Consider the following 13,808-nt stretch of genomic DNA (forward strand, 5'->3'; position numbering starts at 1 on the left):
CTCAGCCCTCCAGCGCCGTGATGCCGGGCAGCTGCTTGCCCTCGAGGTACTCGAGGGACGCGCCGCCGCCGGTGGAGATGTGCGAGAAGCCGTCCTCCGGGAGGCCCAGCAGCCGCACCGCGGCCGCCGAGTCGCCGCCGCCGACGACGCTGAACGCGCCCTTGGCGGTGGCACCGATGATCGCCTCGGCGACGCCCTTGGTGCCTGCCGAGAACTTCGGGAACTCGAACACGCCCATCGGGCCGTTCCAGAACACCGTCTTGGCGCCCCCGAGGATCGCCGCGAAGCGCTCCACCGACTCCGGTCCGATGTCCAGACCCATCCAGCCGTCCGGGATCTCGAGCACCGAGACCGTCTTCGACTCGGCGTCCGCGGAGAACGAGTCGGCGATCACCACGTCCTGCGGGATGTGGATGACGTCCGCGTACTTCTCCAGCAGCTCCTTGCAGGTGGGGATCATCGACTCCTCGCACAGCGAGTTACCGACGGACACCCCCTGCGCGGCGAGGAAGGTGTAGTACATGCCGCCACCGATGACCAGGGTGTCCGCCTTGGTGGCCAGCGCCTCGATCACGGCGAGCTTGTCGGAGACCTTCGAGCCGCCCAGCACGACCGCGTACGGCCGCTCGGACTCCTGCGTCAGCCTCTGCAGCACCTCGACCTCGGCGGCCACCAGGGTGCCCGCGTAGTGCGGCAGCAGGGTCGCGACGTCGTACACCGACGCCTGCTTGCGGTGCACCACACCGAAACCGTCGGAGACGAACGCCCCGTTGAAATCGGTCAGCTCGACCAGAGCCTTCGCCAGCGCCAGGCGCTCGGCGTCGTCCTTGCTGGTCTCGCGCGGGTCGAACCGGATGTTCTCCAGCAGCAGCACGTCGCCGTCGGTGAGGCCCTCGGCCCGCGCCAGCGCGTCCTGGCCGACGACGTCGCCGGCGAGCTGGACGTTGCGCCCGAGCACCTCACCGAGCTTCGCGGCGACCGGGGCCAGCGAGAGCGCCGGATCCGGCGCGCCCTTCGGACGACCCAGATGGGCCATCACGATGACCTTGGCGCCGGCATCGGCCAGCGCGCCGATGGTCGGCGCGCTCGCGATGATCCTGCCCGGATCGGTGATGGTGCCGTTGTCCAGCGGGACGTTGAGGTCCGAGCGCACCAGCACGGCGCGCCCGGCGACCCCCTCGGCCAGCAGGTCCTTCAGAGTCTTGACTGCCACGACGATCAGAGGGACTTCGAGACGAGACCGATGAGGTCCGCGAGACGGTTCGAGTAGCCCCACTCGTTGTCGTACCAGGAGACGATCTTGACCTGGTCGTCGATCACCTTGGTCAGGCCCGCGTCGAAGATCGACGAGTGCGGGTCGGTGACGATGTCCGAGGACACGATCGGCGCCTCGGTGTACTTCAGGATGCCCTTGAGCGGGCCCTCCGCGGCGGCCTTCATCGCGGCGTTGATGTCGGCGACGGACGCCGACTTCGCCAGGTTCGCGGTGAGGTCGGTGACCGAGCCCGTGGGGATCGGCACGCGCAGGGCGTAGCCGTCCAGCTTGCCCAGCAGCTGCGGGAGCACCAGGCCGATGGCCTTGGCGGCGCCGGTGCCGGTCGGGACGACGTTCAGCGCGGCGGCGCGGGCGCGACGCAGGTCGCTGTGCGGGCCGTCCTGCAGGTTCTGGTCCTGGGTGTACGCGTGGACCGTGGTCATCAGGCCCTTGACGATGCCGAACTCGTCGTCGAGCACCTTGGCGATCGGGCCGAGGCAGTTCGTGGTGCACGAGGCGTTGGAGATGATGTTCTGGCTGCCGTCGTACTTGTCGTCGTTGACGCCCATCACGATGGTGATGTCCTCGCCCTTGGCGGGCGCGGAGATGATGACCTTCTTGGCGCCGGCCTCGAGGTGACCCTTCGCCTTCTCGGCGTCGGTGAAGATGCCGGTGGACTCGACGACGACGTCGACGCCGAGCTCGCCCCAGGGCAGCTCGCTGAGCGGGCCGCGGTGCGCGAGCGCCTTGATCTTCTTGTCGCCGACGACGATGGTGTCGTCGCCCTCGAGCGAGACATCGTGCGGGAGACGGCCGAGGATCGAGTCGTACTTGAGCAGGTGAGCGAGGGTCGCGTTGTCGGTCAGGTCGTTGACCGCCACGATCTCGATGTCGGTGGTGCCGAGCGCCTTCTGCGCATCGACGGCCCTGAAGAAGTTACGTCCGATACGACCGAAGCCGTTCACGCCTACCCGGACAGTCACAATTCGCTCCTTTTTGACCAGTTCTCGTGTGCAAAACTCAGATGTGTGCCACAGCCTAGTGCGCCCACCCCGGCACACCTGCAGCTCCCCCGGTGGGAAGGACGTGACTTACGCCTCAGTACAGATGGTCGGCTGCGCTGCGCTACGCCTCAGCGCTGAAGGGTCGGCTCCGCTGCGCTACGCCTCAGCGCTGAAGGGTCGGCTCCGCTGCGCTACGCCTCGTCGAGCAGATCGGCGGTGACCGCGGACTCGGTGTCCGGGATCCCGGTCTCCTTCGCCTTGCGGTCCGCCATCGACAGCAGACGCCGGATGCGGCCCGCGACCGCGTCCTTGGTCATCGGCGGATCGGCCAGCTGACCGAGTTCCTCGAGCGAGGCCTGGCGGTGCTGCACCCGCAGGCTGCCCGCCGCCGCGAGATGGTCGGGCACGTCCTCGCCGAGGATCTCCAGCGCACGCTCGACCCGTGCCGCCGCCGCGACCGCCGCCCGCGCGGACCGTCGCAGGTTCGCGTCGTCGAAGTTCGCCAACCGGTTCGCCGTCGCCCGGACCTCGCGCCGCATCCGGCGTTCCTCCCACACCAGCCGGGTGTCCTGGGCCCCCATCCGCGTCAGCAGCGCGCCGATCGCCTCGCCGTCGCGCACCACCACCCGGTCGCTGCCGCGCACCTCCCGCGCCTTGGCCGAGACACCGAGCCTGCGTGCCGCGCCGACCAGTGCGAGCGCGGCCTCCGGTCCCGGGCAGCTGACCTCGAGCGCCGACGACCTGCCCGGTTCGGTCAGCGACCCGTGCGCCAGGAACGCCCCGCGCCAGGCCGCCTCCGAGTCCACGACGCTGCCGCCGACCACCTGGGCGGGCAGGCCCCGCACGGGCCGGCCGCGCAGGTCGAGCAGTCCGGTCTGCCGGGCGAGCGCCTCGCCCTCCTTGGACACGCGCACGATGTACCGCGCGGTCTTGCGCAACCCGCCCGCACCGAGCACGTGCACGTCCGAGCCGTAGCCGTAGAGATCGAAGATCTCGCCGCGCAGCCGCCGAGCGGTGGAACCGAGGTCGACCTCCGCCTCCACCACCACTCGGCCACCGACGATGTGCAGTCCCCCGGCGAACCGCAGCAACGCTGAAACCTCGGCTTTGCGGGCCGAGACCTGGGTCACGGCGAGCCTGCTCAGCTCGTCCTTGACCTCCGCTGTCATTGCCACGAAGTGGTCTCCCTTCCCGGTGTCACCTGTCGGTCCCGCGCCGCTGCGAGGGACACGATTCGATCGAGTGCCGCGGCCAACTTGCCCGCGTGATGAATGGCGGTACCGCTCTCCGCGACGTCGGCGTAGCCGACCTCGGCCCCCAGCCGCCGAGCCGCGCGGTGCAGGTGCTCGCGTTCTCGCCCCTCCGGCACCGACCCCGAGTCCACGACGACGTCGTGGACCGTCAGCTCCGGCGCGTGCTGCGACAGCACGTGCAGGTGGCGTTCGGCGGAGAATCCTGCCGTCTCCCCCGGCTCCGGGGCCAGGTTGAGGATCAGCGCCTTGCGCGCCGTGGTCTCGGTGAGGCTGGCCAACAGTTCGGGGACGAGCACGTGCGGGATGACGCTGGTGAACCAGGAACCCGGGCCGAGTAGGACGAGGTCGGCGCGCTCGATGGCCTCGACGGCCTCGGCGCACGCCGGCGGGTTCGACGGCAGCAGCCGCACCCGGCGCACCTTGCCGGGCGTCGTCGCGACCGCGACCTGTCCGCGGATGCACCGGCTCACCCGCGGGTCCGCCTCGAGACCCACCACGTCGGCCTCGATCGCCAGCGCGATCGGCGACATCGGCAGCACCCGACCGTCGATGCGCAGCAGTCGGCCCAGCTCGTCGAGCGCGGCGACGGTGTCGCCGAGGACCTCGCTGAGGCCGGCGAGGATCAGGTTGCCCACCGAGTGCCCGGCGAGCGCCCCGGTTCCGCCGAAGCGGTGCTGGATGGTCCTCGTCCAGGTCTGCACGTCCGGACCGGAGTCGACGCCCGCTCCACCGTCGGAGAGGGCGGCGAGCGCCATCCGCAGGTCGCCGGGCGGGATCACGCCGAGTTCGGACCGCAGCCGGCCGGACGAGCCACCGTCGTCGGCGACCGTCACCACCGCGGTCACGTCGGAACTGAGCCTGCGCGCCGCGCTCAGCGTCGCGTACAGGCCGTGCCCGCCGCCGAGCGCGACGATCGACGGCTGCGTCCGCTCGCTCGACGCCCCCTCCGCGGTGACCGGATCGTGCGCCGTCATTCGCGCCCCAGGTCGCGGTGTACGACCTTGACCGTGATGCCCGTGTCGCCTGTGAGCCGAGACGCGAGTGCCTCCGCCATCGCGACGCTCCGATGCTTTCCGCCGGTGCATCCCACCGCAATCGTCATGTACCGCTTGCCCTCTCGACGGTATCCGTTGGTCGTCAACTCGACGACGTGGTGATAGGTGTCGAGGTAGTCCTCGGCACCGTCCTGACCGAGCACGAAGTCCCGCACCGGCGCCTCCTGGCCGGTGTGCTCGCGCAGCTCCGGAACCCAGTGCGGGTTGGGCAGGAACCGGACGTCACACACCAGGTCGGCGTCCATCGGCAGTCCGTACTTGAATCCGAACGACTGTACGGTGACCGCGACCGACGGCGCAGCGCCACCACCGAACGCGGACTCGATCTTCTGGCGCAACTGGTGCACGGACAGCGACGACGTGTCGATCACCAGGTCCGCGTCGGCCTTGACCGGGGCCAGCCGCGCCCGCTCGGCCGCGATGCCCTCCACGAGGGTGCCGTCCACTCCGTCCGCCTGAAGCGGGTGGCTGCGGCGCACGTGCTCGAAGCGCTGCACCAGGACCTGGTCGGTGGCCTCGAGGAACAGCACCCGGGTGCGCGTGGTCTTTGCCGCCACTTCCTTGATCACCGACACCAGTTCGTTGCTGAACAGCCGACTGCGCACGTCCACGACCACCGCGAGCTTCGGGATCCGGGACGCCGGCTCCAGCCCGAGATCGACCATCCGGGAGATCAGTTCGGGCGGCAGGTTGTCGGCGACGTACCAGCCCATGTCCTCGAGCACCTTTGCCGCGGTCCCGCGGCCGGCCCCCGACAACCCCGTGACCAGGGCGACATCGATGCCGGCCTCTCCCACGTCGATTCGGTCGTTCACTCCGCCCCCGCCCTCCTCAATCCGTCACGCTGATGATCGATGTGTCCGGCTTCGCGCTCAGCTCATCATTCCCTACCGCGCGGTCTGCCACAGCGTCATCGGTTCCGCCGACCGGTTTCGTTTCACCGCCGAGCGCGGCGAGCACCGCCCGGGCGGTGGTGACGCCGACCCCCGGGACCGCCGTGATCTCCTCCACGGTCGCCTCCTTGAGCTTGGCGACGGACCCGAAATGCGTGACCAGCGCGGTGCGCCGGGCCTCGCCGAGCCCCCGCACGGAGTCCAGCGCGGACGCGGTCATGCGGCGCGAACGCTTGCTGCGATGGAAGGTGATGGCGAAGCGGTGGGCTTCGTCACGCACCCGCTGCAGCAGGAACAGCGCCTCGCTGGTGCGGGGCAGGATCACCGGGTCAGGCTCGCCCGGCACCCACACCTCCTCGAGACGCTTCGCGAGTCCGACCACCGCGACGTCGGTGATGCCCAACTCGTCGAGCACGGCCGCGGCCGCGGTCACCTGCGGCTGGCCGCCGTCGACCACGAACAGGTTGGGCGGGTAGGCGAATCGGCGTGGGCGCCCGGTCTGCGGGTCGAGCGCTGCCTCCGGCGCCAGGTCACCGCCGCCCGGATCCTGCGCCGGACCGGTGCCGGCCGGCGCCGCGTCGGACGAGTGCCGCAGGAAGCGACGCCGGGTGACCTCCGCGATGCTCGCGACGTCGTCCGAACGCCCCTCCCCCGCAGCCTCTTTGATCGAGTAGTGCCGGTAGTCGGACTTGCGCGGCAGACCGTCCTCGAACACCACCAGCGAGGCCACCACGTCGGTGCCCTGGACGTGACTGATGTCGATGCACTCGATCCGCAGCGGCGCCTGGTCCAGGTCCAGCGCGTCCTGGATTCCCTGCAACGCCGCCGACCGCGTGGTGAGGTCGCCCGCCCGCCGCAGCTTGTGTTGCGCGAGCGCCTCTTTCGCGTTCCGCTCGACCGTCTCGGCGAGGGTCTTCTTGTCGCCGCGCTGGGGAACCCGTAGTGCCACGGAGGATCCGCGCAGGCCGCTGAGCCACTCCTGCAGCTGCCCGGCACCGGGCGGCAGCACCGGCACCAGCACCTCCCGCGGCACGACGGTCGCCTTGTCCGCCTGCAGGTCCGACTGCTCGGTCAGCGCCGCCTGCTCGCCGTAGAACTGGGTCAGGAACTGCTCGACGAGGTCTTCCGTACCCGCGTCACCGGAGCGCTCGACCACCCAGCCGCGCTGCCCGCGCACGCGTCCGCCGCGGACGTGGAACACCTGGACGGCGGCCTCGAGATCGTCCGCGGCGAACGCGACGACGTCCGCGTCGGTGCCGTCGCCGAACACCACCGCCTGCTTCTCCAGCGCCTTGCGCAGCGCGCCCAGGTCGTCGCGCAGCCGGGCGGCCGTCTCGAAGTCGAGATCGTCGGAGGCGCACTGCATCCGCACCTCCAGCTCGCGCACCAGCTTGTCCGTGCGGCCGGCCAGGAAGTCACAGAAGTCCTCGACGATGCGGCGATGCTCCGCGGCGCTGACCCGTCCCACGCACGGTGCCGAGCACTTGTCGATGTAGCCGAGCAGGCAGGGCCGACCGATCTGGTTGTGCCGCTTGAACACTCCGGTCGAGCAGGTGCGCGCCGGGAACACCCGCAGCAGCAGATCGAGGGTCTCGCGGATGGCCCAGGCGTGCGAGTACGGCCCGAAGTACCGAACACCCTTGCGGCGCGGCCCGCGGTAGACGAAGAGCCTCGGGTACTCCTTGTTCAGCGTCACCGCCAGCACCGGGTAGGTCTTGTCGTCGCGGTAGCGGACGTTGAACCGCGGGTCGAACTCCTTGATCCAGTTATACTCGAGCTGCAGCGCCTCGACCTCGGTCGTGACGACGGTCCACTCGACCGAACCCGCCGTGGTGACCATCTGGCGGGTGCGCGGGTGCAGCGAGGCCACGTCCGCGAAGTACGAGTTCAGCCTGCTGCGCAGGCTCTTCGCCTTGCCGACGTAGATGACCCGGCCGTGCGGATCACGAAACTTGTACACGCCCGGCGCGACCGGGATGGTTCCGGTGGCGGGACGGTAGGTGGCTGGATCGGGCACGGTATCCAGGCTAGTCGCCCCCGCCGACACCGCTACGGCCGGCGACTGCGCTCTAGTCCGCCTCGCCGCGGGGCGCGTACTTGGCCTCGAGCGCGCGGAACGAGCGCACCGCCGAGACGGCGTGCTCCCGGTCGTTCGCCTGGATCGCCATCACCGGGATGTACTCGTCGTCGGGCAGGTCGATGCGCGCCCAGGCGGCACCGTCCGGGAACGACAGTCCGCGCACCAGGTCCCAGTCCACGAACCGTTCGCCGAACGCGTTGCGCACAGCGACGCCCGCCGAGTTCGCCCGCAGCCGCGGCCGGGTCAGCAGCAGGGCGCCGCCGGCGAGGATCAGCCCGATACCGACCATCGCGAACTGGTCGGCGGCCCGGAAGTACACGCCGGTGGCGGAGCTGCGCAGCAGCACCGCGAGCACCACGAACACCAGGGTGAAGAAGGCGGCCACGATCATCGCGACCCGAGCCGACTTCTTGGACCGCACGTCCATGTCCCAGCCGGTCATCGGAACGACCGCTCGGTCCACGGCTGGCGCAGGTGCTTGAGCGTGACGGCTGTGTCGATCGCCGCCGCGCACGCCTGCTCGCCCTTGTCCTCGACGGAGCCCGGCAGGCCCGACCGATCGCGCGCCTGCTGCTCGGTGTCGCAGGTGAGCACGCCGTTCCCGACCGGCGTGCTCTCGTCGAGCGAGACCCGCGTCAGGCCGGCGGTGACCGCGTCGCAGACGTACTCGAAGTGCGGGGTGCCGCCGCGGATCACCACGCCGAGCGCGACGACCGCGTCGTGTGTGCGGGCCAGGGCCTGCGCGACGACGGGAAGCTCGATCGCGCCTGCGACGCGGATCAGCGTCACGTCCTCGATCTGCGCCTGCTTGGCGACCCGCCGCGCGCCCGCGATCAGGGCCTCGGAGATCTCCGTGTGCCAGGACCCGGCGACGATCGCGAGCCGGAGATCCTTCGCGTCGCCCAGCTGCAGGCCGGGCAGTCCCTCCCCGCTCACACGGCACCGCCCTTCTCGAAGTCGTCGAGCCCGGCCAGGTCGTGGCCCATCCGGTCCCGCTTGGTGCGCAGGTAGGTCAGGTTCTCGGCGTTGGCGCGCAACGGCATCGGCACCCGCTCGGTGATCTGCAGGCCGTAGCCGTCGAGGCCGACGCGCTTGGCGGGGTTGTTGGTCAGCAGCCGCATCGAGGTGATGCCGAGGTCGACGAGGATCTGCGCACCGATGCCGTAGTCGCGGGCGTCGGCGGGCAGGCCGAGCTCGAGGTTGGCGTCGACGGTGTCCGACCCGGCGTCCTGCAGCTGGTAGGCCTGCAGCTTGTGCATCAGGCCGATGCCGCGACCCTCGTGCCCACGCATGTAGAGCACCACGCCGCGACCCTCGGCCGCGACCATCTCCAGCGCGGCGTCGAGCTGGGGGCCGCAGTCGCAGCGCAGCGACCCGAAGACGTCGCCGGTCAGGCACTCGGAGTGCACCCGCACCAGCACGTCGCCACCGTCGCCGGCGGGGCCCGCGATGTCGCCCTTGACCAGGGCGACGTGCTCGACCTCGTCGTAGATGCTCTGGTAGCCGACGGCCTTGAACTCGCCGTGGGTGGTCGGGATGCGCGCCTCGGCGACCCGGACCACGTGCTTCTCGTGCTTGCGGCGCCAGGAGATCAGGTCGGCGATGGAGATCATCGCCAGGTTGTGGTCGTCGGCGAACACCCGGAGCTCGTCGGTCTGGGCCATGTGGCCCTCGTCCTTCTGGCTGACGATCTCGCAGATCACGCCCGCCGGCCGCAGGTCGGCCATCCGGGCCAGGTCGACCGCGGCCTCGGTGTGGCCGGGCCGGCGCAGCACGCCGCCCTCCTTGGCGCGCAGCGGCACCACGTGTCCGGGGCGGGTGAAGTCGCTGGCGCCGGTGGTCGGGTCGGCCAGCAGTCGCATGGTGGCGGCGCGGTCCGAGGCGGAGATGCCGGTGCCGATGCCCTCCTTGGCGTCCACCGTCACGGTGTACGCGGTGCCGTGCTTGTCCTGGTTGGACGAGTACATCGGCGGCAGGCCGAGGCGGTCACAGTCCTCGCCGTCGAGCGGCACACACAGGTAGCCGGAGGTGTACCGGACCATGAAGGCCACCAGTTCCGGGGTCGCCTTCTCGGCGGCGAAGATGAGGTCGCCCTCGTTCTCGCGGTCCTCGTCGTCCACCACGACGACGGCCTTGCCTGCGGCGATATCGGCAACTGCGCGCTCGATACTGTCGAACCTGGTCACGTGCTGCGCTCCATCAGTCTTGAATGCTCCGTACACCCTGAAAAGGTGCACCTCAACAGTACGACCCCCGGGCACGGGGGCCGAAACGCGACCTACCGACCCGCGTTCTGCAGCCGTTCGACGTACTTGGCGATGACGTCCACCTCGAGGTTCACCGGCGTGCCCGGTGCGGCCGTGCCCAGCACCGTCAGCTCGAGGGTGGTCGGGATCAGCGAGATCTCGAAGTACTCGCCGGACTCGTCGGATCCGAGCGCGGAGACCGTCAACGAGACGCCGTCGACGGTGATCGAACCCTTCTCCACCACGTAACGGGAGATCGAGGCGGGCAGCGAGATGCGCACCACCTCCCAGTTCTCCGAGGGCGAGCGGCTGACGATCTCGCCGGTGGCGTCGACGTGCCCCTGCACCAGGTGGCCGCCGAGCCTGCTGTTCAGCGCCGCCGCCCGCTCGAGGTTCACCCGGCTGCCGACCTCGAGGGCGCCGAGGCTCGACCGGTCGAGGGTCTCGGCCATCACGTCGGCGGTGAAGCTGTTGCCGTCCACGACGTCGACCACGGTCAGGCAGACGCCGTTCACCGCGATCGAGTCCCCGTGCGACGCGTCGGAGGTCACCAGTGGGCCGCGCACGGTGAAACGCGCCGCGTCGGTCAGGTCCTCCTTGGCGACGATCTCACCCAGTTCTTCGACGATCCCGGTGAACACTTCAGTCCGCTCCTCGTGTGTCGTAGGTCATGCAGTGGTGGTACGGATCACGCCCGGGGCGTGAGCGTCAACAACAGGTCCGGGCCGACGGTCTCGACCGATTCCCGGTCGAACCGCAGCGCCTCCGCGATGGTGCCGACCCCAGCATCCTCCACCGCGGCCGCGCCCGCACCGAGTAGTACCGGTGAGAGGAACGCCTGGACGCGGTCGACCAGTCCCGCGGCCAGGAACGCCCCGGCCAGGTGCGGGCCACCCTCGAGCAGGACGTCGGGATGCTCGGACAGCGCGGCCAGCACCTCGTGCGGGTCGCGCGTCCGCAGCACCAGCGTCGGCGCGGCATCGTCGAGGATCCGGGCGGTGGGCGGAATCTCCCTCTCCCCCACCACGACTCGGAGCGGCTGGTGCGCGGCGAGGCCGCCGTCCGGTCGTCGGGCGGTCAGCCACGGGTCGTCGGCGAGGACCGTCCCGGTGCCCACCACGATCGCGTCGAGCCGCGCGCGCTGCTCGTGCACCCGCGCCCGGGCCTCGGGGCCGGTGATCCACTGGCTGGTGCCGTCCGCGGCGGCGCTGCGCCCGTCCAGACCGGCGGCGAACTTCCAGGTGACGTGCGCCCGGCCGGTGCGCTGGCGGTGCAGCCAGGCCCGCAGCGGGCCGCGTTCCACCTCGACCGCCCCCACCCCGGACACCACCTCGACGCCGGACGCGCGCAGGGTCTGCGCCCCGCCGGCTGCCTGCTGGTTGGGGTCCGCGACGGCGAAGACCACCCGCGCGATCCCGGCCTCGATCAGCGCGAGCGCGCAGGGACCGGTCCGGCCCTGGTGATTGCACGGTTCGAGGGTGACCACCGCGGTGCCGCCACGGGCGCGGGCACCCGCGGCGCGCAGCGCCATGACCTCGGCGTGCGGGCCACCCACCGGCGCGGTGGCGCCGACCCCGGCGACCACTCCGTCGGCGTCGAGGATCACCGCGCCGACGGGCGGGTTCGGGCTGGTGGTGCCGCGCACCTGTTCGGATGCGTCGACGGCCACCCGCAGCGCGGTGAGCACCGCGTCCTCGACGGGGCCGGGCACGCTACTGGACGATCGTCAGGTGCGGGGACGCGGCGGCCGCCTGGGCGCGCAGACCGCGGACCGCGGCGGCCGGATCGGCCGCGCCGTACACCGCGGAGCCGGCCACGAAGCAGTCGACGCCTGCCTCGGCGGCGGCCTCGATGGTGTCGACGTTGATGCCGCCGTCGATCTCGACCAGCAGGGTGAGCTCACCGGAGTCCACGAGCTTGCGGACCGCGCGGGCCTTGCTCAGCACCTCGGGCATGAACGACTGCCCGCCGAAGCCGGGCTCGACGCTCATCACGAGGAGCGTGTCGAACTCCTTGAGGATCTCCAGGTAGGGCTCGATCGGGGTGCCCGGCTTGACGGACAGGCCCGCCTTGGCCCCGGCCGCCCGGATGTCGCGGGCGACGGCGATCGGATCGTCGGTGGCCTCGGCGTGGAAGGTGACGTTGTGCGCGCCGGCCTCGGCGTAGGGCGGCGCCCAGCGGCCGGGGTTGTCGATCATCAGGTGGCAGTCCAGGGGGATGTCGGTGGCCTTGAGCAGCGACTGCACCACCGGCAGTCCGAGGGTGAGATTCGGCACGAAATGCGCGTCCATCACGTCGACGTGCAGCCAGTCGGAGCCGGCCACGGCGGCCGCCTCGTCGGCGAGTCGGGCGAAATCGGCGGACAGAATGGACGGTGCGATCATCGGGTGGGCCACGGGCGCCAAGTTTAGTGGGTGCCCTCGGCGTCCTCGCCACGACGGGCAGGAGGCGCGGCCGACCACGCCCGCCGGGTCGACAGGGTGCCGGGTTCGGACGATCATCAGCACACCCGGCGCAGACAGGAGTACCCATGCGAGTCACCCGCATCACCACCAACCTTCCGGTTACCGACATCGACTCCGCGAAGGGCTTCTACACCGACTTCCTCGGTCTGAGCACAGAGGAGTTCAACCTGGGCTGGGTGGCCCGCTACACCTCACCGGAGACCGGCGCGCACGTCCAGCTCGTTTCCGGCGACGCCACCGCGCCCGAGGACTCGGTCATGTCGGTGCACACGGTCGACGTCGACGCCGCCTACGAGGAAGCCCGACGGCTCGGCTACGACATCGTGTACCCGCTCACCACCGAGGCGTGGGGTGTGCGCCGGTTCTTCGTGCGTGCCCCGGACGGCGCCGTCGTCAACGTCGTCCAGCACCACGACTGACGGACCCGGTCGCGGCGCCGCGTGAATCAGGGCGCCGGGTGAAGCGTGCCAACGGCGAGGTCGGGCGGCAGTGCCGCAGAGAACTTCAGTCCGGCAACCGTATTCGCTGACACCGCGGGTGACTGCCAGTCGACCGAGCCGAGCGCCGCCGAGACATCGCGCGGCCCGACTTCGGGAGCGGCCGCCCTGACACCCACCTGCTGAGCGAACTCGGCGACGTTGGCGCCGGTCGGGTAGGTGCGCGGCATGGTGTAGCCGACCAGGAAGGCGACCGGCACGGCGACGAAGGGTGTCGAAGGCGGCACCGGCTCGTGGCGCCTTGTCGTCTCCGGAATCGGTGCCGTCGCCGCGCCTGCGGCTGCGGCTGCCCTGGTCGTGGTGCTCCTGCCATCGGCGCAGTTCGACGGCCTGGCGGGCCCGGTAGCGGGCGAGCGCTCCGGCGATGTACTCGTCGAGGTGATGCCGGTGATTGACGCGAGGCTTCTGCTCCGGGTCGATGTGCGGCGGCGCCGTCCACTGGGTGCGGCCAGCCTGCTCCGACTCGGGCGGCGCGACCTCGGTCTTCCAGCCGCCCGGTCCGTCGTGGACGAGCGCGTGACAGGCGTCGCAGGCGAGGTCCTCGTTGGTGATGTCGGTGCGGCCGCCGTCCTTCCATTCACGGATGTGGTGCACGGCGGTCAGCGTCGCGGGGGCATCGCAGCCCGGGCAGGTGCAGCCGCGGGACGCCGCGATGAGCGCGAGCCGCTGATCCGCCGACGCGAGGCGCCTGCTGCGGCCGAGGTGCAACGGCCGGCCGTCGTGGTCGAAGACCACGAGGACCGGGTGGGCATGTCCGGCCATCCGCAGGGCGTCCTTGACCGGGACGAAACCACCGGACGCGGTGGTTTCGTCCCCGGACGCCTCCTCGAGTTGGCGCAGCGTCATCGTGATGGGGGCACCTCCCTGCACGAAGTGCTTGGGGGAATCGCAGTGACCGGCAACCCCCGATGACTGCCCAGCGCACCGGACGAGAGCAGCTGCCGCAGGGCCACTTTCATCGCGTCGTGGTTGCGCTGGGCGGCGGTGCGGGATTCAGGTGCGCGAGCAGGCCCCAGCGAGTACTTCTCGCCCATATATCAACATTCGTTAGGATGTTGAT

The 13,808-nt window shown here is 70.8% G+C and carries 15 protein-coding genes and 1 pseudogene; 1 reads left to right on the top strand and 15 read right to left on the bottom strand.

Translation table 11 applies throughout. From position 1 onward, the window contains the following. Position 1: 1 nt before the first annotated feature. The 12 genes from ACFVH2_RS15010 to rpe all read right to left on the bottom strand — a co-directional run bounded on the left by ACFVH2_RS15010 (position 2) and on the right by rpe (position 12,182). The gene (locus ACFVH2_RS15010) at positions 2-1,213 is read right to left on the bottom strand and encodes a phosphoglycerate kinase (protein ID WP_378423701.1); all 1,212 of its coding nucleotides are present in this window, start codon (positions 1,211-1,213) and stop codon (positions 2-4) included. Between the two features lie 5 nt (positions 1,214-1,218). After that, on the bottom strand, positions 1,219-2,238 hold the full coding sequence (gap, locus tag ACFVH2_RS15015) for a type I glyceraldehyde-3-phosphate dehydrogenase (protein WP_378423703.1): 1,020 nt from the start codon (positions 2,236-2,238) through the stop codon (positions 1,219-1,221). 212 nt (positions 2,239-2,450) lie between these two features. Further along, entirely contained in the window at positions 2,451-3,434 is a 984-nt protein-coding gene (whiA, locus tag ACFVH2_RS15020; protein WP_378423705.1) for a DNA-binding protein WhiA, read from the bottom strand. Then, positions 3,425-4,486, bottom strand: a complete 1,062-nt coding sequence (gene yvcK / locus ACFVH2_RS15025) for a uridine diphosphate-N-acetylglucosamine-binding protein YvcK (RefSeq protein ID WP_378423706.1) — start codon at positions 4,484-4,486, stop codon at positions 3,425-3,427. The genes whiA and yvcK overlap by 10 nt, the downstream gene beginning before the upstream one ends. Beyond that, complete coding sequence (gene rapZ / locus ACFVH2_RS15030; RefSeq protein WP_378423708.1) at positions 4,483-5,382, bottom strand: RNase adapter RapZ; 900 nt, start codon at positions 5,380-5,382, stop codon at positions 4,483-4,485. Before rapZ ends, yvcK begins: the two co-directional genes overlap by 4 nt. Before the next feature lie 16 nt (positions 5,383-5,398). Further along, a complete protein-coding gene (gene uvrC / locus ACFVH2_RS15035) occupies positions 5,399-7,477 on the bottom strand; it encodes an excinuclease ABC subunit UvrC (protein ID WP_378423710.1) in 2,079 nt (692 codons plus the stop codon). 52 nt (positions 7,478-7,529) lie between these two features. After that, a complete protein-coding gene (locus ACFVH2_RS15040; protein ID WP_378423712.1) occupies positions 7,530-7,982 on the bottom strand; it encodes a PH domain-containing protein in 453 nt (150 codons plus the stop codon). Further along, positions 7,979-8,476, bottom strand: a complete 498-nt coding sequence (ribH, locus tag ACFVH2_RS15045; RefSeq protein ID WP_378423713.1) for a 6,7-dimethyl-8-ribityllumazine synthase — start codon at positions 8,474-8,476, stop codon at positions 7,979-7,981. Before ribH ends, ACFVH2_RS15040 begins: the two co-directional genes overlap by 4 nt. Beyond that, the gene (locus ACFVH2_RS15050) at positions 8,473-9,726 is read right to left on the bottom strand and encodes a bifunctional 3,4-dihydroxy-2-butanone-4-phosphate synthase/GTP cyclohydrolase II (RefSeq protein WP_378423714.1); all 1,254 of its coding nucleotides are present in this window, start codon (positions 9,724-9,726) and stop codon (positions 8,473-8,475) included. Before ACFVH2_RS15050 ends, ribH begins: the two co-directional genes overlap by 4 nt. 92 nt (positions 9,727-9,818) lie before the next feature. Next, a complete protein-coding gene (locus ACFVH2_RS15055; protein ID WP_378423716.1) occupies positions 9,819-10,427 on the bottom strand; it encodes a riboflavin synthase in 609 nt (202 codons plus the stop codon). A 47-nt stretch (positions 10,428-10,474) separates the two neighbouring features. After that, positions 10,475-11,497, bottom strand: a complete 1,023-nt coding sequence (gene ribD / locus ACFVH2_RS15060; RefSeq protein ID WP_378423718.1) for a bifunctional diaminohydroxyphosphoribosylaminopyrimidine deaminase/5-amino-6-(5-phosphoribosylamino)uracil reductase RibD — start codon at positions 11,495-11,497, stop codon at positions 10,475-10,477. Position 11,498: 1 nt separating this feature from the next. Beyond that, the gene (rpe, locus tag ACFVH2_RS15065; RefSeq protein ID WP_378423720.1) at positions 11,499-12,182 is read right to left on the bottom strand and encodes a ribulose-phosphate 3-epimerase; all 684 of its coding nucleotides are present in this window, start codon (positions 12,180-12,182) and stop codon (positions 11,499-11,501) included. Positions 12,183-12,316: 134 nt separating this feature from the next. Between rpe and ACFVH2_RS15070 the strand changes: the two genes are divergently transcribed. Continuing rightward, on the top strand, positions 12,317-12,670 hold the full coding sequence (locus ACFVH2_RS15070; protein ID WP_378423722.1) for a VOC family protein: 354 nt from the start codon (positions 12,317-12,319) through the stop codon (positions 12,668-12,670). Positions 12,671-12,696: 26 nt separating this feature from the next. Here ACFVH2_RS15070 and ACFVH2_RS15075 read toward each other — a convergent pair whose 3' ends face one another. From ACFVH2_RS15075 to ACFVH2_RS15085, 3 genes and pseudogenes are all read right to left on the bottom strand, one after another. Further along, positions 12,697-12,948: a hypothetical protein gene (locus ACFVH2_RS15075; RefSeq protein WP_378424007.1), complete on the bottom strand. Its 252-nt coding sequence runs from the start codon at positions 12,946-12,948 to the stop codon at positions 12,697-12,699. Positions 12,949-13,309: 361 nt separating this feature from the next. Then, a pseudogene (locus ACFVH2_RS15080) lies at positions 13,310-13,594 on the bottom strand (DUF222 domain-containing protein); the annotation flags it as partial. Next, entirely contained in the window at positions 13,591-13,782 is a 192-nt protein-coding gene (locus tag ACFVH2_RS15085) for a DUF222 domain-containing protein (RefSeq protein WP_378423724.1), read from the bottom strand. The gene ACFVH2_RS15085 and the pseudogene ACFVH2_RS15080, both read right to left, overlap by 4 nt. Positions 13,783-13,808 lie beyond the last annotated feature (26 nt).

The organism is Rhodococcus sp. NPDC127527 (assembly GCF_042672245.1).
Lineage (GTDB): Bacteria > Actinomycetota > Actinomycetes > Mycobacteriales > Mycobacteriaceae > Rhodococcus_G.